Here is a 25,032-nt window from a genome sequence, read left to right on the forward strand (position 1 = left end):
ATAGAATAACAAATAAGTAGAGGAGGATAAATTATGTTTGTAAGTAATTTGATGTTATCTAGAGAAAAATTAACAACTGTAACACCAAGGGTAACCATAGGAGAAGCTCTTAAGGTAATGGAAGAAAATAAATTTTTATCCATACCAGTAGTAGAAGGGAACAAATTCTGTGGAGCAATTTCAAAAGAACAAATATACACATATTACTATGAAAAATCTATAGAGAGACAATGTCTACTATCAGATTTTTTAGTTGAAAATGTAATGAGAACAGATGTACCAGCAATAACTCCGTTTAATGAAATAGAAGAGGCAGCACACTTCCTAGAAACTAAAAGCGTTTCTTTTGTGCCAGTTATAAATAAGAATGGAGAAATGCAGGGAATAGTAACACATCATGCTATATTTCACCAATTTACAGAATTATTTGGATTAAATAAAGGTAAACGTTTAGCTGTAATTGCTTATGATATACCTGGACAAATATCTAAATTATCAAGAATAATTACTGAAAATAAGGGACAAATAATAAGCTTTGTAGTTGTTGATCCTAAGAGTTTAACAGAAGTGAAAGAAATAGTAATAAGATTAAATACTGATAATATGGACGAAATACTTAATAAGGTAAAAGAGGCTGGTTTTAAAATACAATAAGACTATAGTTGAGTATGCAGAATAAACTGCATACTCAACAGTACATAATCATATATTAATAAAGAATTAATATATTTTAAATCCATAATCAATATAGTAGTAATTTGAATACTTTTATAATATACTAGTTTATAAACATATTTCTTGACTTTATGAGCTTTTATCTTAACTTATATTTATAATCAATCATTAAATGATGGCCATATTTTGAGTAAGCCTATTATCATATTAAGTGTAATCTAGTTTAAGAGGAAATTTACCCCTACTAAGACTTAGTATAACTTATATCCAAATGTAAACTTGAAATATATACATATTATAGTATCCTGCATTTTTATAGATGGCAGAATTACTATAGTAGTTTGATATCAAATAAAATAAAAAAGTTAAGATATTAAAATAAAACTTATAGGATAAAATAAAGAATGTAATAGAATAAAATATTGTATTCAAGGAGCTGATTAAAATTAGTGATGTAATAGATTTTAATGAATTAAAAAATAAAGCGACAGACAAAGATGTAGATAAATTTGAAAACTATATATACTCCATGTATTATTCCATGGCTCAAGGTAAGTTAACTATGGCAGAAATGAGTAGAGAAATATTTAAGTACATGAAAGAAAATAATATATCTCAAGAGAAATTTATGAATATCCAAAAGAAGGTTATGGAGAGATACGGAATTTCAACTGAAGACTTAGAAGATCAAATGAGATCTATAGGGATAGATACCTCTTTAAATAATTTAGGAAATGAATATGAAGATGCTAGAAAAGTGATTAGTTTTCAAGAAAAGTATAAAGGTAAGCTAAAAGTAAGAAGTATAAACTCCTATAATATTAAAAATGACAAGAATGATATAGAAGTAATTCTTCAAGATGAAAATATTATATTAAAAAGTTATGGGAAAATAGATTTAACTGATAATGAATTGAATGAATTTCTATGTTCTTATAAAAAGATAGTGGATAATAAGATGTTAAACATCTCGATATGCGAGAATGCTTCAACTTATTTATATTAGTATAAGTTTAGGAATATGGTGAACAATTTGTAGAAAACCTCTTGCATTTATGTTTATTATATAATATAATGAACAAGTAACGAAGGGGTATAGCTCAATTGGTAGAGTAGCGGTCTCCAAAACCGTTGGTTCCGGGTTCAAGTCCTCGTGCCCCTGCCATAAAAAAGTCAGTAGAATTATTAATTCTACTGACTTTTTTTATTTTAAATATGTTTTTATATAGAGATTGAAAAAGATAGTAGGTGAGTATATAGATTTACTATATTTACCATATTTACTATACTTACTTGTTATGCTAGTTAAAAACACTATAGATGACACTGTTAACATTCCATGCTTTACTGAGAATTTTAAAGAGAAATACCTATAAAAAGCAACATTTTAAAGTGTTAACTATTTAAATAGTTTTCTTTATAACTTTTTAAAATGTTAAAATTTTAAAATGCTCCGTAGATAATTAGATATACGGAGCATTTTAAGGTAATTTTGTATGTATATATGATTAACTAACAAACATAGTAAAATTAGCAACATAGTAGTAATTTTTTTATTAAGTAGTCAACTCCATAGGTTAGTCTGTACAGTGGTTATAATAATATGCGCATGTATATATTATTAGATATTATGATCAAGAGAAGATATTTGCAGTAGGCGGAAGTAGAGGAATGTATACAAGTACTTACTAGATAGAACTTTATATCAGGTTCAGATAGATATGAGACATTGAAAGCTATGTCGAGATTTATAGGTAAATTATAATAGAGATGGGGTAGACCTTAAGGTCTGCTCCATTTTTATGCTATTTTTAATATTTAGCTTTCATTAAAGAATAAATAAAGTTTTAAAAGTTTATTTTATAATTAAATTGTGCATAGATAGTTGGAATAAATGTAATTATTTAAGAATTAAAATCACAACCTTATATAGTTTATGTAGATCATAATATACTATATAATCTTATGAAAAATAATAAAATAAATTTATTGAGGAAATAATATGACTGTGATATAATCTGTAAGTTAAGAAAATAAGTTATCAATCACATTGTAAATTTATATATAAAAATTAAAGTTATTTATGTGAGGCGTGATTAAAGCTATGTTTTTAAAACATAGCTTTATGTAGTGAAAGGAGAAGTATCATGGAAAAACGTATACCACCTGAGTTTAAAGGTTTACTAAGAAGTCATATGATTGAATTGCCTAAGGTTATTAGAGATGCTAGTGGAATTATTATATTTGGAAAAAGAATTAAGTCTTTAGTGTTTTCAACGGATGTAGCAGTTATAAGAAATACTAATGCTGATGCTGTTATTGCAGTATATCCCTTTACGCCTCAACCCAGAATAACTGAAGCATTATTATTAGCATCTGATATTCCGGTATTTTGCGGAGTAGGTGGAGCTATTACTACAGGTAAGAGAGTAATAAACTTAGCCTTAGATGCTGAATTTAAAGGAGCTATGGGAGTGGTAGTTAATGCATCTATCAGTAATGATGTTATACAAGGAATGAGAGAAACTATAGACTTACCTATAGTAGTTACTGTGGTTTCTGAGCATGATGATATAGATGGAAGAATAGCTGCAGGAGCAACTATTCTTAATGTATCAGGAGCAAAAGAAACTGCTAACATTGTTAGACATATAAGAAGTAAATATCCCAATGTACCTATTATAGCTACAGGTGGACCTACAGAGGAAAGTATACGTGAAACTATAGCTGCTGGGGCTAATGCTATAACATATACACCACAGAGTACAAGTGAAATATTAAATGAAATCATGATTAACCATAGAAAAAGATACGAAGATTAACTTTCTTCAGAAATATAGTATTTGAAACGATACTATATTTGAGGTGATTTATTTATGGATAATGAGATTTTCATATTAGGGATAATAGTACCATTAATATCGTCAGTAGTTGGTGGATGTATATCTCTATTAATAATGAGAATATTACTTAAGCAAGAAAAAGTAAAATCTAAAAGAGAACGCATTATATACATTAATAATGACAAAATAAAAAGCTATAAGGAACTATTTGAACTAAATAAAAAGCTTAAAGTTATTGGAGATAAAATTAAAAATAATACAATTCCTAATTGGATAAATGTAGAAAATTATTATAGAGATGAATTCATAATGGAATTTGAAGAAGTCTTAAATAGTTATAAATTTGTTAATGGTTATATTAATGATAGAAAGATAAACGATTATGCACAAAATGTGCTTAAATTATCTGAAGTAATAATCGTAGAATTAAAAGATCGAGAAAACTACGGTACTACCTCTGAAAAAATAGAATCTTGCACAGATGCTTTGATAGAAACTTTGGATGTTATAGAAAAGAGTATTCTATCAATAGTATTAGAGCTATCTAAAGGGAAGTACAAAGAATATTAATTATTACAATATATATATTTTACTTTACAAAGTGTAAATTTTATTTTAAGGTAGTCTTATAACTAATGCATATAAGTCTTAATAAAGGTATACATTAAATTTGGTTGTAATCTTGGATTACACTAGAGAGTATTAATGAATTTTATTTGTTTGAACTTATATAGTATAGAATTATATAGGATAATAAACGTTAGATATGATGTTTACAACTTTAGATGGGATATATTAGATTTAATTAATTGGACTAATATATATTAGATGTGGTAAAATAAAGTAGTTAGATTTACTACATAATACCATGTGAAGTAAATAGAGAGAGGATTGTAAATATGAATATTCTTATTTTATCTGCATCTACTGGTGGAGGTCATTTTAAAGCATCGAGAGCTTTAGAATCATATATTTTAGAAAATGAACCAGATGCTAATATAAAAGTAGTAGATACCTTAGAGTATGTTAATCCATTTATAAATAGAATAGTAACAAAGGGATATCTAGTACTAGCAAAGTATTTAAATGCCCTATATAAAAGTTTATATAGCTCAACGGACAAGTCTGGCGTTCTAACACGTTTAGTGACAAAGTTGATTTTTTTGTTTTCAAAAAAGTTATTGCCTTTGATAGAAGAATTCTCACCAGATGTTGTTATAACAACTCATCCATTTCCCACAGAAATGATTTCTATACTAAAGGGAAATAAGCGTATAAAGGTACCATCAATATGCATAATGACTGATTATGCTCCTCACAATACATGGATAAAGCCTAATATAGATGAATATTGTGTAGCTTGTGAAGATATGATAGAGGATATGATAGATAGAGGAATTGATTCTAACAAAATTCATCCTTATGGAATTCCAGTACATAGTGGCTTTTTTCATCAAGATGGAGAGGATAAAAAAGTGCTGTTAAAAGATCTAGAATTAAGTGAGAATAAAATGACAGTATTAGTTATGGCCGGAAGCTTTGGGGTATATAATATAGAAAAAATATATAAGAACATAAGCAATATACCTATGGATTTTCAAATTATAATCCTAACCGGTAATAATAAGATATTATATAATAAAATCAAGGAACAGATTAAGCTTAGTAATAAACAAACAAAACTCATAAAGTTTACAGATGAAGTACATAGATATATGAACTTAGCAGATGTTTTAATTACTAAACCGGGAGGATTAACAGTATCAGAAGCTTTAGCGGCAAATCTTCCTTTAATCACTTTTGATGCAATACCTGGCCAAGAAGAAGCAAATGCAAAGTTTTTATTAAATCATGGAATGTCTATATCTATAGGACGAGGAGATAACTGTAGTGAAGTTATAGAGGCCTTGCTTAAAGATGGAGATAAGTTAAAAGAGATTAAAGAAAATTGTATGAAATTTGATAAATCAAATTCAGCTAGTGAGTTACTAGAACTTATAAGAAGATTAATTAAAGAAAGTGAAGCTGAAAGTGGTTCAGAAATTGCTTAAAATTTAAATGTTTAAGACCAAGGTTTTTAAGACCTTGGTCATTTTTATATAAAATATATTGTGAGTTTTTATTTGCCTTTACTAATTTTTGTAAAGGCATTAATAAATTCATCTAAAAATTTAAATGAGCCATTTTTTATGTGTAAAAATCCCATTATAGATACTAAAACTCCACTTAAAGAACCCATTATCATATCTGTCATAGTGTCAATAAGACTATTAAGTTGAGAGTCTAACCCAAATAATTGATCGCCTGTAAATTCCCAAAATTCCCATAGTGCGGCTCCAGCAATAGTAAAAAGTAATATATATATACCTACAAATAGGGGAGGTAATATTTTAAAATTATTTTTACCTATGAGGGGCTTTAATATAGCTAAGGATAAAAATCCTAAAAGAGCTCCAGAAGCAAAGTGAAGAAATAAATCCCACCAAGGAAGTATTGAGTACATATTATACATTCTACCTAAAAATAGAGCTAGGAATATAAAGAATTGTAATAAGAAGTCTGCAGAATTAGACATTTTGACTTTAAATACATTCAAGGCTATATCAGGTACAAAGGATGTAAGAAATATTAATAAAATATTACTAATATAATTAGCGTTGTTACCAGCTCTTATAGCAAAATAGTAAATAAATAATATTAATAAAATTGCCCTAAATAGCCATTTAAATAATAAGGCAAAAGAAAGTTTTGTGTTTTTCATAAATTCTCCTCCATAACACCTTATGAAAATAATTAAATTATGAAATATTATAGTTCAAATATAATATTTCAATAATATAAGAAAAATATAAGTTAGTATAGCATTGAAATATCAATATAATTAGATTCCTTTCATTGCTTTTCTACAAGAAGAAGTTTTCCAGCTCTAGAAAGTTTTTTTATTTCACATTCTCTTTTTAAAGCTGATGATTTGTCAGGTAAATTTTCATAGTACACAATTTTTACAGGCAACCTACATCTAGTATATTTAGCTCCTTTACCACTATTATGGCATTTGAGCCGTCTATTTAAATCAGTTGTCCATCCTGTATATAAAGTATTGTCACTACATCTTAGTATATAAACAAAAAACATATCTCTACTCCATAAAATATATTAAAATTAGAATAATTGTTACTATTATATAATACTATTTAAATAGTATAACATTATTTTATCATCAATAGAGTGAGTTATTTTTATAAATACAATGTATTTGTGTTGAATTAAATTAAATGATAAGGTATAATTAGGGTAAATTAATGAGAACCGGTAAATAATATGTTGATTTAAATTGAATAAAGTATAGTTTTAGGTACATTATGTTTAATAGGGAAAGTGGTTTAAGTCCACTACAGCCCCCGCTACTGTGTGCGAAGACGAAATCTCATAGAAAAACCACTGGAGTGTATTTCTGGGAAGGTGAGATGGAGGATGATACGTGAGTCAGGAGACCTGCCTAAAGCATAAATATGACACTTCGGAGGGAAGGGAGTTGATATTATAGTTTGTATATATTACAAATTATAATTGCATAATGTAGTTAAATTGAATTTTAACCTCTACCTTTTGGGTAGAGGTTTATTTTGCGTTAATTTATTAAATTTGGAGGAGCTAGAATGAAAAAAGCCATATTAGTAGTAAGTTTTGGAACGAGTTATAAAGATACGTTAAAGTTAACTATAGAAAAGATTGAAGATGAAATAAGAGAGAGATTTAAAGATTATTATGTTATGAGAGCTTTTACAGCACACATGATAATAAAAAAGATAAAGAATAGAGATGAAATAGTTATACCTACTCCCGAGGAAGCTCTAGAGCAACTATATAAAGAAGGATATGAAGAAGTTATAGTTCAACCACTTCATATAATACCAGGGGAAGAATTCCAATATATTAGATTAGTGGTTGATAAGTTTAAAGCAAGTAATAAGTTTAAATCTATAAAAGTAGGAAGACCAGCACTCCATTTTCAAGGTGGAGAAGAAACCCCTAATGACTATGAGATATTTGTAGATGCTATAAAAGAGATTATACCAAAGGATAAACCTATGGTGTTTATGGGACATGGAAGCAATCACCCAGCTAATTCAGCTTTTGTAGCCCTTCAAAGTGTATTTACTTATTTAAATTATAATAATGTATATGTTGGAACTGTAGAAGGATATCCGACCATAGATATGATAGTGGAAATACTTAAAAGAGAAGACATAAGTTATGTTAAGTTAGCGCCTCTTATGTTAGTAGCCGGAGATCATGCAACTAATGATATGGCTTCAGATGAAGAGGATTCATGGAAGACAATATTAGAGGAAGCTGGGATTAAGGTAGACATATATCTTCATGGTTTAGGTGAGATTGAAAAGTTTAGACAGATATATATAAATCATGTGCAGGATGTAATTGATAATAAGTATCTTCATCTAGGAGATACAAAGAAAACACCGTAAAGGAGTTAAGCATGAAAAGTATAATAGTTTCTTCAAATAGTAGTGGTGGAGGAAAAACCACTGTTACTTTAGCTCTTATGAAAACACTTATAAATAGAGGATATAAAGTTCAAGGATATAAAGTTGGACCAGATTATATAGATCCAGCCTTCCATAGAGAGATAACTGGAGTAGCTTCAAGAAATTTAGACTTGTTCCTAATGAGAGAAGAGGGGGTAAAGGAAAGCTATTTAAGAGGTAAAGGTGATTTAGGAATCGTTGAAGGAGTTATGGGTCTCTACGATGGAAAGGGTATAGATACTAGTTTCTCTACGGCTCATGTATCTAAGACTCTAGGCTTACCTGTTGTATTAGTACTATCGCCTAAGGCTCAATCAGCTACTCTATGTGCAGAAATAGAAGGCTTGAGAAATTATGAAGATGTAAATATAGTAGGGGTAATACTGAATAATATCAGTGGAAGCTATTACAATCTTTTAAAAAAAGCTATTGAAAGAAATTGTAAAGGAATTAAGGTTTTTGGATACATACCCAAAGATGAAAGACTAACATTAAAAAGTAGGCACTTAGGCCTTGTTCAGAGTAGCGAGGTTGAAGATTTATCAAAGAAGATAGATTTGTGCAGTAGTCTTATGGAGGAATATGTAGATGTAGATGGTCTTATAAATGAATTTAGAGCTTCAGATGTTCAGTCTACTAACAGTGAAGGTTTCCATTTGCAAAATAAGAATATAAAGATTGCAGTGGCTTATGATAAAGCATTTAGTTTCTACTATAAAGAAAATTTAGAGCTTTTAGAGGAAATAGGAACAATTGAGTATTTTAGCCCACTAAAGGATAAAGAGATACCAAAGAATATAGATTTCATATATATAGGTGGAGGATACCCAGAAGTATTCAAAGAAGAGTTATCTTCTAATAAATCTATGTTAGATAGTATCAGAGAGGCATTAAAGAGTGGAGTAGGGTGCTATGCAGAATGTGGAGGTCTTATGTATCTTACAGAGAGCATAGATGGAGCTGAAGCAGTAGGATTCTTTAAAGGAAAATCCTATATGACTGGAAAGCTTAATAACTTTGGGTATGCAACTATAAGAGTAGCAGAAGAAAATTCCATAATACCAAAGGACATGATAATTGACTGTCATGAATTCCATAAATCACTGGTAGAGTTAAATGAAGAAAAGATTTATGAATTAGAAAAGAAAGTCTACGATGGAACCACAAAGAAGTGGAAGTGTGGATATGTAAAAAATAATGTTTTAGCAGCTTATGGGCATGTACATTTCTTTTCTAATATTAACTTTTTAAAGAGCTTAATTAAATAGATATAAATTTAAGGTGAAAAATAAAAAATTATTGCTTTAATAGGAGGAAAAATGGATTATATAAAAATACCAATGGATATAGAAAAAAGAAGTTTTGAAATTATAGGTGAAGAAATGGGGCCTCATAATTTCGATGAAAGAGAACTTTCTATAATTAAGAGAGTTATTCATACAACAGCAGATTTTGAATATAAGGATTTAGTTTATATGACAGATGACGCTATAGATACAGCCTTAGAGATTTTAAAAAAGGGAACAACCATATATACAGATACAAACATGGCCCTTTCAGGAATCAACAAAAGAGCTTTAGAAAAATTAAATTGCAAGGTTGTATGTTATGTATCAGAACCAGAAGTTGCTGAGAGAGCAAAGGAAAGAGGTATAACTCGTTCTATGGCTGCAGTAGAAAAAGCTATAGAAGATGGAGTAGAGTTCTTTGTATTTGGAAATGCTCCAACAGCTTTATTCAAGCTTAAAGAGTTTATTGAGACAGGAAAATCTAATTGTAAATTTATCATAGGAGCACCAATAGGGTTTGTAGGTGCAGCTGAATCGAAGGAAGAGATAGAAAAGGTTAAAGATATGTCTATGATTACAGTTAGAGGAAGAAAGGGCGGAAGTGCAGTAGCAGCAGCTATAGTTAATGCTCTTATGTATATGTTAGTAGAGAGATAGTAAAGAAGGTATTAGAATGCTAGATTTATATGTAAATAGCAATGGTAAAAAGCTAAGATGTGGTTATACTACAGGTTCTTGTGCAGCAGCAGCAGCTAAAGCAGCTACTTATATGCTTTTTACTGGTAAAAAAATTAAAGAGATAGAGATTAATACACCTAAAGGAATAATTTTAAACTTAGTAATAAATGAAGTTGTTTTTGGTGAGGATTATGTAGAGTGTTCCATTATAAAAGATGGTGGAGATGACATAGATGCTACCCACGGATTACCTATATGGGCAAGAGCTGAAAAAGGTGATGAAAGATATATTCTAAAAGGTGGTAAAGGTGTAGGTGTAGTTAATGGTGAAGGACTCTATATTGAAAAGGGTGAAGCAGCTATTAATCCAGTACCTAGACTTATGATAGAGCAAGAGGTAAGTAGTGTACTTCCAGAAAATGAAGGGGTCACTATTACTATATTTGTACCAAGGGGAGAAGAAGTAGCTAAGAAGACTTTTAATCCTAGATTAAATATAGTAGGTGGAATATCCATATTAGGAACTACAGGGATTGTTTATCCTATGTCTGAGGAGTCAATTAAAGAATCAATAAAAATTGAGATAACACAGAAGGCTTTAAAAAATAAGTCTCTTATATTAGCCTTTGGTAATATGGGAGAAAAGGTTGCAGAGTCTATGGGATATTCTATAGATCAGGTGGCTATAATATCAAACTTTGTTGGCTTTGCCATAGAATGTTGTGTTAGCTGTGGAGTTAAAGAAATAATTATAATAGGTCATATAGGTAAGATATGTAAGATATCTGCTGGAAGCTTCAACACTCATAGTAGAGTATGTGATGTAAGGCTAGAAGTAATAGCTTTAGAATTAGCATTAGCAGGAGCTCCGCATGATTTAATTAGAAATATATATGATGAAAAGACTACCGAGGGAGCTATAAAAGCTTTAAATGGTGAGTATAGTGAGATATATAAGACTATTGTAGATAAAGTAAAGAAGAGAATGGAACTTTATAGCTACGGTGAACTTAAATGTGATGTAGTTATGTATTGGGGTGCAACTAATCCTAAAATATTGGCTACAACATTATAGGAGTGAAAAGATGATATATGTAGTAGGACTTGGACCAGGAAGTAGAGATTATATACTTCCAAAGGCTGTTGAAACTTTAGAAAATAGTGATATGGTAGTAGGATTTTCTAGAGCTCTAGAGAGTATAGACTTTATAAATACAAATAAAGCAGTAGTTAAGACTTTATCAGATATTCTAAAGATAGTAAAAGAAAATCCTAGCAAAAAAATATCTGTAATTGCCTCAGGAGATCCTTGCTTTTATGGAGTTACAGATTATATAAAGAGAAATTTAGAAGAGTATAACGTAGAAATAGTACCAGGCCTCAGTTCCTTTCAATATTTAATGAGTAAGATAGGAAAGAGTTGGAATGGTAAATTTTTAGGAAGTGTTCATGGAAGAGAAGAAGATTTTCTAGCTCTAGTTAAAGAAAATAGTGCTTGTATATTCTTAACAGATAGTAAAAATTCCCCTAAAGCTTTAGCAAGTAAGTTATTTGAAGAAAACATAAGTTGTAATATATGGGTAGGAGAAAACCTATCCTATGAAGATGAGAAGATAACTGTTGGTACACCAGAGGAGATAATGAAGAAGGAGTTTTCTTCTTTAAGTGTCTTTGTAGTGGAGGAAATTTAAATGAAATATATAAAAGATGAAGAGTTTATAAGAGGAAACTGTCCTATGACAAAGGAGGAAATTAGAATTCTAAGTATAGCAAGACTTAACTTAGATGAAAATTCTAAGCTTTTAGATGTGGGAGCTGGAACTGGCTCCATATCAATTCAAGGAAGTAAACTTTGTACACAGGGTAAAGTAGTTGCCATAGAAAGAGATGAAGAAGCTTTAGAGGTAATCTATAAAAATAAAGATAAGTTTGGTTGCGATAACTTAGAGGTCATAGAAGGAGAAGCTATTGAAGCTTTAGATTCTATGAAGGAAAAGTTTAATAGTATTTTCATTGGAGGTAGTGGAGGAAACTTAGAAAAAATAATTGAAAAATGCCATAACCTTCTTGAAGATGATGGAGTAATGGTCTTAAATTTTATAACTATAGATAATGTGTATAAAGCAATGAGTACTTTAAAAGAATTAGGACTAAAAATTAGCTGTACTCAAGTTGGAGTAAGCAAAACTAGAGGTCAAAGTTACATGTTATTTGGATATAATCCAATTTTTATTGTAGAGGCTTATAAGAATTAGAAATAGTATTGGATAGCGGAAGTTGAAGGAGTGATATAAATGGCAAAGTTATATGGGGTTGGAGTAGGACCAGGAGATAAAGAATTATTAACCTTAAAAGCAGTTAAAACTATAGAAATGTGTGAAGTAATTGTTTCACCAAGTGCTATGAAAGGTGGAAAAAGTATAGCTTTAGGAATTGCAGAGGATTTTATATCAGAAGATAAAGAAGTTATGATAAAGCAATTTCCAATGGGTGGAGAGGATCAAGAAGAAAAAATATATGAAGCCTTTAAAGCTATAGAAGAAAAGCTTAAAGAAGGAAAGAATGTAGCCTTCTTAACTTTAGGAGACCCATTTGTTTATAGCACCTATATATATTTACTTAAATATATAGAAGAACATGGTTTTGAAGTTGAAACAGTTCCAGGAATAACTTCATTCTGTGCTAGTGCTAGTCTTGCACAAAAACCTTTAGTTATAGGTGATGAGCCATTACTTATAATGCCAGCTAGTAGAGTTTCAGATATAAAAGATGAAAAGTATGTAGTAATAATGAAGGTTTATAAAAGAGAAGAAGAAGTGCTAGATGTTCTTGAAGCAAAGGGTTTTAACTATGTATATGTGAAAAGAGCAGGAAGAGAAGGACAAGAGATCTTAAATAAGAGAGAAGATATCTTAGATAATAAAGAATATATGTCACTTATAATTGCAAATAGAGATTAGGAGGAAGAGGAATGGTTTATTTTATAGGAGCAGGTCCAGGAGATGCAGACTTAATTACAGTAAAGGGAAGAGATACATTAGCAAAAGCAGATGTAGTTATATATGCAGGTTCTCTTGTTAGCAAAGAGCACATGGATTATTGTAAGGATGGATGTGAAATCCATAATTCAGCTTCAATGACTTTAGAGCAAGTTATTGAAGTCATGGAAAGAGCTGAAAAGGAAAATAAAATGGTAGTGAGACTTCATACTGGAGATCCAGCTATTTATGGCGCTATTAAAGAACAAATGGATGAACTTGATAAATTAAATATTGAATATAAGGTAATTCCAGGAGTTAGTTCATTTACAGCAGCAGCATCTGTTATAAAGAAAGAATTTACGCTGCCATCAGTAACTCAAACTGTAATATTAACTAGGGTAGAAGGAAGAACACCAGTACCAGAAACAGAAGACTTAGAAAGACTTGCATCAGTTGGAGCATCTATGGCTATATTCCTATCTATTAGCATGATAGATAAGGTAGTTGCAAAATTAAGAAAAGGTTATGGAAGAAATGTTAATATAGCTGTAGTTGAAAGAGCTACTTGGGAAGATGAAAGAGCTATAATTGGAACTTTAGATGATATAGCAGAAAAAGTTAAAGAAGCTGGAATCACTAAATGTGCTCAAATATTAGTAGGAGACTTCATAAATTGTGATTATGATAAGAGTCTTTTATATGATAAATCCTTTACTCATATGTTTAGAGAAGGGCAAAAATAATTCTTAGAATTTATAATTCTAGAAAGTAGGAGAGTTATGAAGTTAGCAGCAGTGTCTGTAACAAGACAAGGAGATAATATTGCAAAAAAACTAAGTGAAACTTTAGAACTTAAGCTTTACTCTAGTTATAATAATAAAAACTTCAAACTAAAATCTGTATGTGAAGAGCTTATGAATACTGTAGATGGAATAATCTTTATTTCATCTACAGGTATTGCAGTAAGAGGTATAGCACCTTTTCTAAAAGGTAAGGATAAAGACCCAGCGGTGGTAGTTGTAGACTGTGAGAGTAGATTCTCCATAAGTCTTGCAGGAGGACATCTTGGAGGAGCTAACGAGCTTGCTTTAAAGGTATCAGAAATTCTTAAGGCTACACCTGTTATAACTACAGCTACAGATAGTATGGGTATAGATGCCCCAGATATGATTGCAAAAGATAATAAGCTTATTATAGATGATATGAAGATAGCTAAAGATGTGGCTGCAAAATTAGTTGATAAAGCTAAGGTTGGTTTTTTAGATGAGGAAAATAAAATAAAGATGCCAAAGGGATATGTAATACCTTCAAAAGATATGAAGGCCATAGTTACAGTATCTAATAAAATAAATGTGGATAATATACCACAGGTTGAGGGCCTAATTCACCTTAAACTTATAAGAAAAAATATTATATTAGGCATGGGATGTAGAAAAGATGTGGATAAAGACAAAGTTAAAAACTTTGTTGTGGATACTTTAAGAAAGTATAATATAGATTTAAGAGCAGTAAAAGCTATTTCTACAGTGGAAGTCAAAAAGGATGAAAGGGCATTAATTGCATTAAGTGAATTTTTAAACTGCCCCATGGAAATTCATTCTCTAAAAGAAATTGAAGAAATAGAACATAAATATAAGGGAAGTGATTTCGTTAAGAAATCTATAGGAGTGAGAGCTGTTTGTGAACCTTGTGTTGAATTAGCAGGAGGAGAACTACTCACATATAAAATTAGCTTTGAAGGAATAACCCTTTGTATTGGAAGAATAGAATAAATAGAGTTTTTATGTAGAATTAAGGAAGTATAAGCTACTAAAGTTGAAAGATGAAATCTTAAATTATATAGCATATAAGGCTCTTATAAAGTTCGTTTATTTGATTATAAGAGATTGATATAGATTAAGTAAAAAATAAAGGGTAGAGTAGTCTACAGATAATGGAGGAAAAGTAATGGGAAAATTATACGTAGTAGGAATCGGTCCAGGAGGACTTGATCATATGACAATTAAAGCAGTGAAGGCTATAGAAGAAAGTGATATAGTAGTAGGATACACAAAGTATATAGAAATGATAAAGCCACTTTTAGATGGTAAGAGAGTTTACTCTACAGGAATGATGGGTGAAGAAGCAAGATGTGAGGAAGCGTTAAGATTAACTAGTGAAGGAACAGTAGCTGTAGTAAGTACAGGAGATGCTGGAATATATGGAATGGCTGGATTAATTCTTGAAATGAAAAAAGATGAAGAAGTAGAGGTAATTCCAGGAGTTACAGCATCATCTTCAGCAGGATCAGTAGTTGGAGCTCCACTTATGCATGATAACTGTAACATAAGCTTAAGTGATTTAATGACTCCTTATGAAGACATAAAAAAGAGAGTTAAACTTGCAGCTGAAGGAGATTTTATAATTTCCCTATATAATCCAAAGAGTAAAGGAAGACCACATTACTTAAGAGAAGCTATAGATATAATAAAAGAATATAGAAATGAAGATACACCAGTAGCTATAGTTAAGCATGCATTAAGAGAAGGACAAGAAGCTACAGTTTGTACTATAGGAACCTTTGATGATTCTATAGTAGACATGATGACTATAGTAATTATAGGAAATACAAAGAGCTATATAAAGGATGGATTATTCATAACTCCAAGAGGATATAAACTAGGAAGCAAGTAGGCGCTAAGGGAGGAGAATTACAATGATAGCATTAATAGTAGGTACATCAGAGGGAAAGGTAATTCTTTCCCATCTAAATAAACATACAGATAACATTTTAGTATCTACAGCTACCACCTATGGTGGAGAGCTTTTAGTAGACTATAAATATAAGATATTAAATGATAAGCCATTAGTTTATGAAGACTTAAAGGCACTTCTTGAAGAAAATGGTGCAAAAGTACTTGTAGATGCATCTCATCCCTATGCAATTCAAATAAGTGGAACAGCTATGAAAATAGCAAAGGAGATGAACATTGAGTATATAAGATACGAAAGAAAGAGTACTTTAGATACATTCCCTAAGAATGATTTAATAGTAGAGGTACCAACTTATGAAGAGTTAGGGGAAGCTTTAAAAGATTTAGACGGATGTATTTTAAACACTACAGGAAGTAGAAATATAGATAAGATATTGGAGCTAAAACTTAAAAATAGGATAGTTCATCGAGTGTTACCATCCTTAAAGGTTATGGAGGAGGTATTTGCTTTAGGAGTTAAGGTAGAAGACTTAATATTCATAAAAGGACCTATAGGCTACGAGTTAAATAAAGCCTTTACAAAGGAGTATGATGGTAAGGCACTAATAACAAAAGATAGTGGACCACAAGGTGGAACTTATGAAAAAATAAAGGCTGCAATAGACATGGGAATTAAAGTTTTTGTAGTAGAAAGAAAAACCATGGACTATGGAAAAGTCTTTAATGATGAGGAAGAGTTATGTAACTATATCTGTAGCAATAAAGAAAACTTTAAATAACATCTTCAAAGAAAAATAAAATACTCGGGTAACGGTGGGAGTAACTTTTATTTATCCATTACATAAAGAGATGTTAAGGATTATGGAAGATAAATCTAAAGTGCACGTTAGATTTATTAAGTACCATAATAATATTTAGCTACAGTTAAGTATATATAATTTAAATATAAGCAATGCTAGCGGCACTATATTTAAATTAAATTATTTTAATTTAATATAAGGGGGAAAGATTATGAATAAATCAATAATCACTAAAAAATCATTTATATTCATATGGGCATTAACGCTATTTTTTACAGTACCAAGAGTAGCTTATGGTATGCATATTGCAGAAGGGTTTTTACCAGTAGGTTGGTGTGCATTCTATTTTGTAGCATGTATCCCATTTGTAGCATTAGGAATTAGAGATATTAGAAGAAAAACTATGAGTAGCAAAGATTTAAAAATGCTTTTAGCATTAATAGGAGCTTTTGCGTTTGTATTATCAGCAATGAAACTACCTTCAGTTACAGGAAGTTCATCACATCCAACAGGAACAGGTCTTGGAGCAATGATATTTGGACCATTTGCTATGTCTGTGGTTTCTATAGTAGTTCTTTTATTCCAAGCACTTTTCTTAGCTCACGGTGGTTTAACAACTTTAGGAGCTAATGTTTTATCAATGGGTATTGCAGGACCATTGGTAGCCTTTGGAGTTTATAAATTACTTAAAAATAAAAATAGAAAGGCGGCAATATTTTTAGGAGCAACCTTAGGAGACTTAGCAACATACCTAGTTACATCTATTCAACTTGGACTTGCATTCCCAGCTACTACAGGAGGATTCCTAGCTGCTTTTGGAAAATTTGTATCAATCTTCGCTATAACTCAAGTTCCACTTGCTATAGTAGAAGGAATAATAACTGTTATGATATTTGACTTTATAGAAAAACATGCCTCTGAAGAGTTATTAGAAGTTGGAGGTGTAAAATAATATGAAAAAAAATATAGGACTAATTTTATTATGTATAGCAATTGTAGTAGGCTCTTTATTTTTAGGTAGAAATGGTGAATTTAATGGGGCCGATGGAGAAATCGAAGTTAAAATTCAAGAATTAAATGGAGATTATGAGCCATGGGCAGAGCCTATGTGGGAACCACCATCAGGAGAAATTGAAAGTTTTCTTTTCTGTCTACAAGCAGCAATAGGAGCTGGATTTATAGGATACTACGTTGGGGTTAAAAAAGGTGCTTCAAAGAAAAATGGAGCTAAGACTAATGTAGGTGGAAAAGCGAAAGAATGTTAAGAACAGTACTTTCATATTCAAAGCTAAGTAAATTAGCTAATATCCATCCTATAGAGAAAATAATTTTATGTATATTACCAATAATAGCACTTAGTTTTAGTACTAAGTGCTATCCATTGATTATAAACATAGTTTTTTTTCTTATACTTCATATTATTTGCAAAAATCCCTTGCACGTAGTAAAACACTTTGTTGAGGCAACATTTTTATTTGCTTTAGTTTCTTCTATAACCTTTGTATTTGATTATGGATGGTATAATACAGCAATACTTATATTAAAGGCAGTGTCTGGGGGTATAACCGTTAGTTTCTTAACATTAACAACACCTACAGATCATGTATTTTATATATTCTCTAAGATAAATTGCCTTAGGGATATCTGTGATATAGGAAAATCTATGGAGAGATTCTTGATTCTTATAGATGATGAATTTCAGACCTTACGTAAAGGGATGCTATGTAGAGGTGCATTCGGAGGTTTTAAAAATAAAGTTAAGGATTCAGGAGCCCTTGCTGGATTACTTTTTATTAATACATTAAAACGTTGGAAAGAAATTAAAGATGGAATTAATAGTAGAGGCTATAGAGGAAATATATACTATGGCTGTGAAGAGTTCGATTTGTCATATAAAAGAATAGTTATAACAATAGGATATATTATATTTCTTATTATTTTGGTAAGTATACCTAAGTGGTTTTAGAGCTGTAGGTATGCTTTTTATTTTTTGGCTCTTTAGTAGATTAAAGTAATAAAATTTGCTTTAAAGTTTTTATTAGTGTTACAAATTCTCCAATATATTATTCAACTGTCAATCCCTATAGGAGTACACCCGTTAGGCTCATACAACATACAAAGAAGTAACAACATTTATAATAAGGTAAAAAAATAGAGAAGTTCCTTTCAAAGTGAATTAAAGGAGCTTCTCTATATAAGATAAACAAAGTTCTTAGGAGATCTACTCCTTTAAAAATTGTTATCCAGGATGTACTTCCCTTTGAGTATAAGGAAAGTACGTCCTGGATAAATATAAAAGATTAAGGATTCGATAGTATTGATAACTATTCTCAATAAAATAATACTATATTATTTTATCTATGTCAATACAAATGAAAATTATTTTCAATTAAAATTTTTAGTTTTTAATTGAGAGATTTGTTAATATATAATTGAAATGGATATATAATAAATTTATAAAAGTAAATTTTAAAAATAGATGCAAGTATGTATTATAGATTGAAATAATTGAAAAATGATTGGGGTTAAATTAAAAAATGAGGTATGTTAAATTAGAGGAATTGAGAAATATTCATGTTTTTAACGACTTAAATGAAGATACTTTAAGAAAGCTATCTAATATTACTAGGATTAATAAATACGAGAAGGGAAAGGTATTATTTAGAGATAAGGATACTGTAGAAAATATATATATTTTGTTAAAGGGGAAGGTTTCATTATATAAATTTAATGAAAAGGGTCAGAAAAAAGTTATATTTATATTAGGAGAAGAAGATTTTATAAATGAAGTAATAGTACAAAGTACTACTGCATCCATAAATTGTGAAACCATAGAAGATTCTCAAATAATGTATTGCAATATTACAGAACTTCTACAACTCATGGAGCAAGATTTTAATCTTACAAAAATTATTCTATCGTCTCTATCCTTAAAAGTAAGAAGGATGTATAGGCAGTTTAAAAATACTACTGGAGTTTTAAGTATGGGAAAAAGAGTTGCATCAAAGCTTTGGAAGTTAGGAAGGGATTATGGGGTACCATTAAATAATGGAATATTAATAGACATGGAAATTAGTATAACTTATCTAGCAGATTTATTCGGAGCTCAAAGAGAGACCATATCAAGGGCATGTAAAGAACTTAGTGAGTTGGGGTTAATTGAATATAGCAATAAGAAATTTATAATAAAAAATGAAGAAAAACTTTTAGAATATTTTAAAACACCGTGATTAAAGTCACGGTGTTTTAAATTTTAGCAGTCTATAATGAAGCTATAATATTAAAAAAGGGAAGGGGTTTACTATGGTTTGTGGAGATTTTAACAAAGTATGTGTAGCAGGTAAATCTAAGATTCAGATGTTAAATGAAAATCCAATAGGGTACTTCATTTCTTCTATGTTAGCAGGATTATTTGTAGGATTAGCTTCTATGCTTATTTTTACAATAGGAGGTCAGTTAACAGCAGTAGGTTCAGGTGCTACAAAGATTATCATGGGGTTATCCTTTGGTGGAGCGTTGAGTCTAGTAATAATGGCAGGCGCAGAATTATTTACTGGAAACAATTTTGTACTAGCATCAGCATCTTTTAATAAAGATGTACAGTGGAAAAGTACTGTGAAACTATGGATAGTATGTTTTTTAGGGAATCTATTAGGCTCTATTATAGCAGGGATAATGTTTAAATTAACAGGATTAGCTACAGGGAGTGTAGGGGAATATATTGCAAAAGCATCAGAAGTGAAGATGGCAATGCCATTAATACCACTATTTTTCCGTTCTGTATTCTGTAATATCTTAGTTTGTTTAGCAGTTTGGTGTGGATTTAAATGCAAAGAGGAAGTTGCAAAACTTATCATGATATTCTGGTGTTTATTTATATTTATTACTGTAGGCTTTGAGCACAGTGTTGCTAATATGACTGTATTAACTATAGGTTTATTATCACCTTTTGGTGCTGATGTCACTATAGGTGGATATATATATAATATTCTAGTTGTAACACTTGGAAATATGGTTGGAGGTATTTTATTTGTGGCTCTTCCATATTATATGATATCAAGAGAAAAAAAGTAAATTAGAGGTGAATTATGAGTTACAAATTATGCTTAGACAAGTTTAATAAAATTTTAAAAGAGCTCTCATCAGAATATAGAGTATACGCTCCTGTATTAATCAAGGGCGGTGCAAATTTCTCTGATACAGACAGAGTTAGATATGGACAAATATCTAAAATTCAGGATGTAGTATTTAATGAAAAATCTCATTTTTCCTTTAAGGAAGTATTATTACCACAATCTGAAACACTATTTTATTTTACTGAAGATGAAGTTAAAGAAGCAGCACCTAAGTCTAAAGGTTCTATAGTATTTTTAAGAAGCTGCGATTTAAATGCTGTAAGAAGAATGGATGATATATATTTAAGAAATGGATTTGAAGACTACTATTATAAGAGACTTAGAGAAAACACAAAATTTATATTAATGGGATGTGAAACAACCTTCGAAAATTGTTTTTGTGTAGACATGGGAACTAATAAATCAGATAACTATGATGGATATATTAAAGTAGATAATGATGAGATTTATTTTGATAGTAAATGTGAACTTTTTGACATTCTATTAAAAGGTGAAAATGCTGAAACTTTAAATGTAGAACCAGAATACGTTACTGAAAATAATGTTAGCGTTAACATTCCAAAAGAAATTACCTTAGATGTTATGAAATCAACTATTTGGGATGAATATAATCAAAGATGTATTGCTTGTGGTCGTTGTAATTTTGTCTGTCCTACATGTACTTGCTTTACTATGCAAGATATTTTTTATCATGATAATAGTAAAGTTGGAGAGCGTAGAAGAGTATGGGCTTCATGTCAAGTGGATGGATTTACTGACATGGCTGGTGGTCATAGTTTCAGACAAAATAAAGGTCAAAGAATGCGCTTTAAGGTATTACACAAAGTATATGATTACAAGAAAAAATGGGGTTACCATATGTGTGTAGGCTGTGGTAGATGTGATGATATATGTCCAGAATACATTTCATTTAGTAACTGTATCAATAAATTGCAATCAGCATGTGATGAGGTGAAGTAGATGAGTAAAAATGAATATATACCTTTTATTTCAGAAATAAAGGAAGTAGTACAACATACAGAAATTGAGTATACCTTTAGAATGAGCTATATTGGAGATGTAAAACCAGGTCAATTCTTTGAAGTATCTATACCTAAGTATGGAGAAGCACCTATATCAGTAAGTGGTATTGGAAAAGACACTGTGGATTTAACAATACGTAAGGTAGGAAAGGTTACCGATGAAATATTTAGTAACTATGTAGGAGATAAATTGTTTTTAAGAGGACCTTATGGAAATGGTTTTGATATAGAAACTTATAAGGAGCATGAGGTTGTAGTAGTTGCAGGAGGTACAGGGCTATCTCCAGTAAGAGGAATTGTGGACTATTTTGCTAATAATCCACAGGATGCTAAAAACTTTTCTTTAATTTGTGGATTTAAGTCACCAGAAGATGTTTTATTTAAAGATGATGTTGAAAGATGGAAGAATACTATAGGCCTAATTCTTACTGTAGATAAAGCAGAGGAGAATTACAAAGGAAATGTGGGAATGGTGACTAAGTATATTCCAGATATGGATATAAAAGATATTAATGATGTACAAGTAGTTGTAGTAGGACCACCAATCATGATGAAATTTACTGTTGCAGAATTCTTAAAGAGAGGAATTCCAGAGAAGAATATTTGGATTTCTCAAGAGAGAAAAATGTGTTGTGGAATTGGAAAATGTGGACACTGTAAAATAGATGATGCTTATATTTGCTTAGATGGCCCTGTATTTAACTATACAAAGGGTAAAGAGTTAATAGATTAATTGGAGGTGAGGATATGGATATAAACACTAAAAAACTTAAAAAGAATGCCTTTAGAGTTACAAAAAGAAGAGGATTTACTGCATCAAGAATTCGTGTTCCAGGGGGGAAGATGGATGCTAAGTATTTATCTATGGTTCAAGAGATTGCAGAAAAATATGGTGATGGAACTGTAAACATTACTACGAGGCAAGGATTTGAAGTACCTGGTATTAGATTTGAAGATATAGATAAAGTAAATGCTTTATTACAACCAATCATCGAAGGATTAGAAATTAATCAAGTAGATGAAGGTATTGGTTATTCTGCAGCTGGAACTAGGAATATATCTGCATGTGTAGGAAACAATATCTGTCCATATGCTAATTACAATACAACAGAGTTTGCTAAAAAGATAGAAAAGGCTATATTCCCAAATGACCTACACTTTAAAGTGGCATTAACAGGGTGTTCTAATGACTGCGCAAAAGTTAGATTAAATGACTTTGGAATAATAGGAATGACTGAACCACAATATGATATGAATAAATGTGTATCCTGCGGAGCTTGCGTAAAAGCATGTACAAGGAAATCCACTGGAGCATTAACTATGAATAACTATAAAATTCAACGTGATCACAAAAAGTGTATAGGATGTGGAGAGTGTGTAATAGCATGTCCGACCGATGCATGGACTAGAAGTAGAGAAAAATATTACAAGCTTGTTCTTTTAGGTAGAACAGGAAAGAAAAATCCACGTATGGCAAAAGATTTTATAGCTTGGGTAGATGAGGAAAGTATCATAAAAATTATCTGTAATACTTATAACTATGTTAAGGAATATATAGATAATGATGCCCCAGGTGGTAAGGAGCATATAGGATATATCGTAGATAGAACAGGATTCCCAGAATTTAAAAAGTGGGCAATGGAAGGAGTTAATCTATCGGATAAAACTATTGTTCAAGAAACTATGTACTGGGATGGAATTAAGTATTAAGGCACTATCAAATAAATAATAGATTAGTTTTCTCGTCTATTTGCTACGAATACTGCGTCGTTAAAATCCTGCCATAGCGCCACTATGATAGGATTTTAACTCCTTGTCTCGTGANNCAAATATACTTCGAATCTTTGGTCTATTATTTATTTTGTGCCTAAGAATTATTAATTTATCCGATGACTACCCGCTCTAATACTCCCATCTTCTTCAAAGTGGAGTAAAGAGCGGCTACGGTACCTGGATAACGATTTCTAAGCTTCAATGGGAGTAAATACTCCCTCTGAAGCAAGAACTCTGTTTATATAAAAAGAGATAAACTGTACCCTGTAAGATAGACACAGAAAAGAGACTGTGTTACCTTACAGGGTACAGTTTAAACTAAAGCTTAGATTAATATTAGTAGATTATTTTCAGATAGTCTTTTAAAATTATTTAAAAGACTTTTTACTCTTTTTCATGAATTTATAAACTAAAAATCCAATGCCTATTACTAAAATAGTTATAGCTACCATAGAATAATCTTTTAATATTTTTTCAATTAAATCAGTGTTTTCACCTAAGAAATATCCTAAAGATATAAGAACTATGTTCCATATTGTTATACCGCCAAAGGAATATAGGATAAACTGAGAATAGCTCATCTTCACCGCACCTACAGCTAGAGATATGTAAGTTCTAGTTAAAGGAAGTAACCTGCTTAAAAATACAGCGGGTTTTCCATACTTATTAAGAAATATATCTAATTTGTTAAAGCTCTTTTTTGCACCAGAAGATTTACTGCAAAGCCAATTTATTATAGCAGAACCTCCAAAGTATCCAATAATATAACAAAGAGTTGAGCCAAGCAAACCAGCTACAGTACTGATAATAATAACTCCAATAAAGCTAAAGTTATCATAAGAAGCTAAAAGACCTATAAATGGTAGTAGTACCTCACTAGGTAGTGGTAAACATGAATATTCTAAGAATACAGCTAAGAATACACCGGGGTATCCAAAGCCTTGAATAGTGGATATTATCATATCAAGAAAGCTACTAACGAAATCCATATAAGCACCTCAAATTTTATATTTTACCTACGGAATTAAATAAAAGTATTATAAACTTAAAAATTGTAAATTCAAAGACAAGTTAAGTTAAGTTTAAGTTAAATATAAAAGTGTGTGGTAATATATATTATTATATTTTTAGATATATAACTTATATATTTTAAGAATGATTACGAAAATTACTTGAATTATATTTATAAATGAGGTATACTAATGGTGTAAACGATTTATTATATTCATATTTCATTTGAAGTAGTAAATTATATAATACTAAATTACTTAGAATTATTAATAAAGAAAAATAAATATAAATAATAGAGGTACAAAGTTTAATATTTTGTTTAAAAGGGAAATAAGTGAAATTCTTATACGGTCCCGCCGCTGTAATGGTGAGAAGCTTCTTAAAATGCCACTGATGAAAATTGGGAAGGTTGAAGCAACTATGAACCAGAGTCAGAAGACCTGCCTGTATTAATGCACTAAATACTCTACGGTGGATGGAGGGGTGTTATAAAAGAGTGGAATATATTAAAGTATTTCTTTGTATTTTAATGTGATTTTCTATTGTTTTTATGCCCTTTAACTGAAGAGTTAAAGGGCTTT

Annotated in this window: 27 protein-coding genes, 1 tRNA gene and 2 riboswitches; of the genes, 25 read left to right on the top strand and 3 right to left on the bottom strand. The window is 30.4% G+C overall.

The window, feature by feature from the left end; all coding sequences use genetic code 11:
- Positions 1–33: 33 nt before the first annotated feature.
- The 6 genes from B3W71_RS13795 (at position 34) to B3W71_RS13820 (ending at position 5,569) form a co-directional block, all read left to right on the top strand.
- Positions 34–654 carry a CBS domain-containing protein gene (locus B3W71_RS13795; RefSeq protein WP_346889508.1) on the top strand — a complete coding sequence of 207 codons (621 nt, stop codon included), beginning with the start codon at positions 34–36 and terminating at the stop codon, positions 652–654.
- 466 nt (positions 655–1,120) lie between these two features.
- Positions 1,121–1,681 (top strand): DUF3867 domain-containing protein, encoded by a 561-nt coding sequence (locus tag B3W71_RS13800; RefSeq protein WP_346889562.1) that lies wholly within the window; start codon positions 1,121–1,123, stop codon positions 1,679–1,681.
- 83 nt (positions 1,682–1,764) lie between these two features.
- Positions 1,765–1,840: transfer RNA gene (locus B3W71_RS13805), tRNA-Trp, on the top strand.
- A gap of 982 nt (positions 1,841–2,822) precedes the next feature.
- Positions 2,823–3,497, top strand: a complete 675-nt coding sequence (locus B3W71_RS13810) for a hydrolase (RefSeq protein ID WP_346889509.1) — start codon at positions 2,823–2,825, stop codon at positions 3,495–3,497.
- A gap of 54 nt (positions 3,498–3,551) precedes the next feature.
- Complete coding sequence (locus B3W71_RS13815; RefSeq protein WP_346889510.1) at positions 3,552–4,088, top strand: hypothetical protein; 537 nt, start codon at positions 3,552–3,554, stop codon at positions 4,086–4,088.
- 329 nt (positions 4,089–4,417) lie between these two features.
- Positions 4,418–5,569, top strand: coding sequence for an MGDG synthase family glycosyltransferase (locus tag B3W71_RS13820; protein WP_346889511.1), 1,152 nt, complete (start codon positions 4,418–4,420; stop codon positions 5,567–5,569).
- A gap of 68 nt (positions 5,570–5,637) precedes the next feature.
- On the opposite strand, the gene B3W71_RS13825 is transcribed toward B3W71_RS13820, so the two are convergent.
- Together B3W71_RS13825 and B3W71_RS13830 are read right to left on the bottom strand one after the other, a co-directional pair.
- Positions 5,638–6,279, bottom strand: coding sequence for a hypothetical protein (locus B3W71_RS13825; protein ID WP_346889512.1), 642 nt, complete (start codon positions 6,277–6,279; stop codon positions 5,638–5,640).
- 131 nt (positions 6,280–6,410) lie between these two features.
- The gene (locus B3W71_RS13830) at positions 6,411–6,653 is read right to left on the bottom strand and encodes a GIY-YIG nuclease family protein (RefSeq protein WP_346889513.1); all 243 of its coding nucleotides are present in this window, start codon (positions 6,651–6,653) and stop codon (positions 6,411–6,413) included.
- 201 nt (positions 6,654–6,854) lie between these two features.
- Positions 6,855–7,035: riboswitch (cobalamin riboswitch) on the top strand.
- Positions 7,036–7,177: 142 nt separating this feature from the next.
- On the opposite strand from B3W71_RS13830, the gene B3W71_RS13835 reads away from it, so the two are divergent.
- The 19 genes from B3W71_RS13835 (at position 7,178) to asrC (ending at position 23,377) form a co-directional block, all read left to right on the top strand.
- Positions 7,178–8,008: a sirohydrochlorin cobaltochelatase gene (locus B3W71_RS13835; protein WP_346889514.1), complete on the top strand. Its 831-nt coding sequence runs from the start codon at positions 7,178–7,180 to the stop codon at positions 8,006–8,008.
- An 11-nt stretch (positions 8,009–8,019) separates the two neighbouring features.
- Positions 8,020–9,336, top strand: a complete 1,317-nt coding sequence (locus B3W71_RS13840) for a cobyrinate a,c-diamide synthase (RefSeq protein ID WP_346889515.1) — start codon at positions 8,020–8,022, stop codon at positions 9,334–9,336.
- 51 nt (positions 9,337–9,387) lie between these two features.
- Positions 9,388–10,014: a precorrin-8X methylmutase gene (locus tag B3W71_RS13845; RefSeq protein ID WP_346889516.1), complete on the top strand. Its 627-nt coding sequence runs from the start codon at positions 9,388–9,390 to the stop codon at positions 10,012–10,014.
- Between the two features lie 16 nt (positions 10,015–10,030).
- Positions 10,031–11,110: a cobalt-precorrin-5B (C(1))-methyltransferase CbiD gene (cbiD, locus tag B3W71_RS13850; protein ID WP_346889517.1), complete on the top strand. Its 1,080-nt coding sequence runs from the start codon at positions 10,031–10,033 to the stop codon at positions 11,108–11,110.
- Positions 11,111–11,120: 10 nt separating this feature from the next.
- A complete protein-coding gene (cbiE, locus tag B3W71_RS13855) occupies positions 11,121–11,726 on the top strand; it encodes a precorrin-6y C5,15-methyltransferase (decarboxylating) subunit CbiE (protein WP_346889518.1) in 606 nt (201 codons plus the stop codon).
- Complete coding sequence (gene cbiT / locus B3W71_RS13860) at positions 11,727–12,290, top strand: precorrin-6Y C5,15-methyltransferase (decarboxylating) subunit CbiT (protein WP_346889519.1); 564 nt, start codon at positions 11,727–11,729, stop codon at positions 12,288–12,290.
- A gap of 39 nt (positions 12,291–12,329) precedes the next feature.
- Positions 12,330–12,995: a cobalt-factor II C(20)-methyltransferase gene (locus tag B3W71_RS13865; RefSeq protein ID WP_346889520.1), complete on the top strand. Its 666-nt coding sequence runs from the start codon at positions 12,330–12,332 to the stop codon at positions 12,993–12,995.
- Positions 12,996–13,006: 11 nt separating this feature from the next.
- Entirely contained in the window at positions 13,007–13,759 is a 753-nt protein-coding gene (gene cobM, locus B3W71_RS13870) for a precorrin-4 C(11)-methyltransferase (protein ID WP_346889521.1), read from the top strand.
- Between the two features lie 36 nt (positions 13,760–13,795).
- Complete coding sequence (gene cbiG / locus B3W71_RS13875; protein WP_346889522.1) at positions 13,796–14,788, top strand: cobalt-precorrin 5A hydrolase; 993 nt, start codon at positions 13,796–13,798, stop codon at positions 14,786–14,788.
- A gap of 175 nt (positions 14,789–14,963) precedes the next feature.
- Positions 14,964–15,689, top strand: coding sequence for a precorrin-3B C(17)-methyltransferase (gene cobJ / locus B3W71_RS13880; protein ID WP_346889523.1), 726 nt, complete (start codon positions 14,964–14,966; stop codon positions 15,687–15,689).
- A gap of 22 nt (positions 15,690–15,711) precedes the next feature.
- Complete coding sequence (locus B3W71_RS13885) at positions 15,712–16,488, top strand: cobalt-precorrin-6A reductase (protein ID WP_346889524.1); 777 nt, start codon at positions 15,712–15,714, stop codon at positions 16,486–16,488.
- A 232-nt stretch (positions 16,489–16,720) separates the two neighbouring features.
- The gene (locus tag B3W71_RS13890) at positions 16,721–17,461 is read left to right on the top strand and encodes an energy-coupling factor ABC transporter permease (protein WP_414632034.1); all 741 of its coding nucleotides are present in this window, start codon (positions 16,721–16,723) and stop codon (positions 17,459–17,461) included.
- Position 17,462: 1 nt separating this feature from the next.
- Positions 17,463–17,774, top strand: a complete 312-nt coding sequence (locus tag B3W71_RS13895; protein WP_346889525.1) for an energy-coupling factor ABC transporter substrate-binding protein — start codon at positions 17,463–17,465, stop codon at positions 17,772–17,774.
- The gene (locus tag B3W71_RS13900) at positions 17,768–18,475 is read left to right on the top strand and encodes a CbiQ family ECF transporter T component (RefSeq protein WP_346889526.1); all 708 of its coding nucleotides are present in this window, start codon (positions 17,768–17,770) and stop codon (positions 18,473–18,475) included. The genes B3W71_RS13895 and B3W71_RS13900 overlap by 7 nt, the downstream gene beginning before the upstream one ends.
- A gap of 571 nt (positions 18,476–19,046) precedes the next feature.
- Positions 19,047–19,739 carry a Crp/Fnr family transcriptional regulator gene (locus B3W71_RS13905; RefSeq protein ID WP_346889527.1) on the top strand — a complete coding sequence of 231 codons (693 nt, stop codon included), beginning with the start codon at positions 19,047–19,049 and terminating at the stop codon, positions 19,737–19,739.
- Between the two features lie 73 nt (positions 19,740–19,812).
- Positions 19,813–20,583: a formate/nitrite transporter family protein gene (locus B3W71_RS13910; RefSeq protein WP_346889528.1), complete on the top strand. Its 771-nt coding sequence runs from the start codon at positions 19,813–19,815 to the stop codon at positions 20,581–20,583.
- Positions 20,584–20,597: 14 nt separating this feature from the next.
- Positions 20,598–21,605 (top strand): anaerobic sulfite reductase subunit AsrA, encoded by a 1,008-nt coding sequence (asrA, locus tag B3W71_RS13915; RefSeq protein ID WP_346889529.1) that lies wholly within the window; start codon positions 20,598–20,600, stop codon positions 21,603–21,605.
- On the top strand, positions 21,606–22,400 hold the full coding sequence (asrB, locus tag B3W71_RS13920; RefSeq protein WP_346889530.1) for an anaerobic sulfite reductase subunit AsrB: 795 nt from the start codon (positions 21,606–21,608) through the stop codon (positions 22,398–22,400).
- Positions 22,401–22,414: 14 nt separating this feature from the next.
- Complete coding sequence (asrC, locus tag B3W71_RS13925) at positions 22,415–23,377, top strand: sulfite reductase subunit C (RefSeq protein ID WP_346889531.1); 963 nt, start codon at positions 22,415–22,417, stop codon at positions 23,375–23,377.
- 431 nt (positions 23,378–23,808) lie between these two features.
- On the opposite strand, the gene B3W71_RS13930 is transcribed toward asrC, so the two are convergent.
- The gene (locus tag B3W71_RS13930) at positions 23,809–24,429 is read right to left on the bottom strand and encodes a DedA family protein (protein WP_346889532.1); all 621 of its coding nucleotides are present in this window, start codon (positions 24,427–24,429) and stop codon (positions 23,809–23,811) included.
- Positions 24,430–24,730: 301 nt separating this feature from the next.
- Positions 24,731–24,913: riboswitch (cobalamin riboswitch) on the top strand.
- The last annotated feature ends 119 nt before the right edge of the window (positions 24,914–25,032 follow it).

The organism is Clostridium sp. UBA1056 (assembly GCA_002316385.1).
In the GTDB taxonomy this organism is placed as follows: domain Bacteria; phylum Bacillota; class Clostridia; order Clostridiales; family Clostridiaceae; genus Clostridium_J.

What these genes read in the sequence shown, in the direction of transcription:
- cobM (WP_346889521.1), top strand. Translation starts at nt 13,007, where the DNA reads ATGGTTTATTTTATAGGAGCAGGTCCAGGAGATGCAGACTTAATTACA.
- B3W71_RS13890 (WP_414632034.1), top strand. Translation starts at nt 16,721, where the DNA reads ATGAATAAATCAATAATCACTAAAAAATCATTTATATTCATATGGGCA.
- B3W71_RS13825 (WP_346889512.1), bottom strand. Translation starts at nt 6,279, where the DNA reads ATGAAAAACACAAAACTTTCTTTTGCCTTATTATTTAAATGGCTATTT.
- B3W71_RS13900 (WP_346889526.1), top strand. Translation starts at nt 17,768, where the DNA reads ATGTTAAGAACAGTACTTTCATATTCAAAGCTAAGTAAATTAGCTAAT.
- asrA (WP_346889529.1), top strand. Translation starts at nt 20,598, where the DNA reads ATGAGTTACAAATTATGCTTAGACAAGTTTAATAAAATTTTAAAAGAG.
- B3W71_RS13830 (WP_346889513.1), bottom strand. Translation starts at nt 6,653, where the DNA reads ATGTTTTTTGTTTATATACTAAGATGTAGTGACAATACTTTATATACA.
- cobJ (WP_346889523.1), top strand. Translation starts at nt 14,964, where the DNA reads ATGGGAAAATTATACGTAGTAGGAATCGGTCCAGGAGGACTTGATCAT.
- B3W71_RS13820 (WP_346889511.1), top strand. Translation starts at nt 4,418, where the DNA reads ATGAATATTCTTATTTTATCTGCATCTACTGGTGGAGGTCATTTTAAA.
- asrB (WP_346889530.1), top strand. Translation starts at nt 21,606, where the DNA reads ATGAGTAAAAATGAATATATACCTTTTATTTCAGAAATAAAGGAAGTA.
- B3W71_RS13905 (WP_346889527.1), top strand. Translation starts at nt 19,047, where the DNA reads ATGAGGTATGTTAAATTAGAGGAATTGAGAAATATTCATGTTTTTAAC.
- B3W71_RS13840 (WP_346889515.1), top strand. Translation starts at nt 8,020, where the DNA reads ATGAAAAGTATAATAGTTTCTTCAAATAGTAGTGGTGGAGGAAAAACC.
- B3W71_RS13895 (WP_346889525.1), top strand. Translation starts at nt 17,463, where the DNA reads ATGAAAAAAAATATAGGACTAATTTTATTATGTATAGCAATTGTAGTA.
- cbiD (WP_346889517.1), top strand. Translation starts at nt 10,031, where the DNA reads ATGCTAGATTTATATGTAAATAGCAATGGTAAAAAGCTAAGATGTGGT.
- cbiG (WP_346889522.1), top strand. Translation starts at nt 13,796, where the DNA reads ATGAAGTTAGCAGCAGTGTCTGTAACAAGACAAGGAGATAATATTGCA.
- B3W71_RS13835 (WP_346889514.1), top strand. Translation starts at nt 7,178, where the DNA reads ATGAAAAAAGCCATATTAGTAGTAAGTTTTGGAACGAGTTATAAAGAT.
- asrC (WP_346889531.1), top strand. Translation starts at nt 22,415, where the DNA reads ATGGATATAAACACTAAAAAACTTAAAAAGAATGCCTTTAGAGTTACA.
- B3W71_RS13930 (WP_346889532.1), bottom strand. Translation starts at nt 24,429, where the DNA reads ATGGATTTCGTTAGTAGCTTTCTTGATATGATAATATCCACTATTCAA.
- B3W71_RS13910 (WP_346889528.1), top strand. Translation starts at nt 19,813, where the DNA reads ATGGTTTGTGGAGATTTTAACAAAGTATGTGTAGCAGGTAAATCTAAG.
- B3W71_RS13865 (WP_346889520.1), top strand. Translation starts at nt 12,330, where the DNA reads ATGGCAAAGTTATATGGGGTTGGAGTAGGACCAGGAGATAAAGAATTA.
- cbiE (WP_346889518.1), top strand. Translation starts at nt 11,121, where the DNA reads ATGATATATGTAGTAGGACTTGGACCAGGAAGTAGAGATTATATACTT.
- cbiT (WP_346889519.1), top strand. Translation starts at nt 11,727, where the DNA reads ATGAAATATATAAAAGATGAAGAGTTTATAAGAGGAAACTGTCCTATG.
- B3W71_RS13885 (WP_346889524.1), top strand. Translation starts at nt 15,712, where the DNA reads ATGATAGCATTAATAGTAGGTACATCAGAGGGAAAGGTAATTCTTTCC.
- B3W71_RS13810 (WP_346889509.1), top strand. Translation starts at nt 2,823, where the DNA reads ATGGAAAAACGTATACCACCTGAGTTTAAAGGTTTACTAAGAAGTCAT.
- B3W71_RS13845 (WP_346889516.1), top strand. Translation starts at nt 9,388, where the DNA reads ATGGATTATATAAAAATACCAATGGATATAGAAAAAAGAAGTTTTGAA.
- B3W71_RS13815 (WP_346889510.1), top strand. Translation starts at nt 3,552, where the DNA reads ATGGATAATGAGATTTTCATATTAGGGATAATAGTACCATTAATATCG.
- B3W71_RS13795 (WP_346889508.1), top strand. Translation starts at nt 34, where the DNA reads ATGTTTGTAAGTAATTTGATGTTATCTAGAGAAAAATTAACAACTGTA.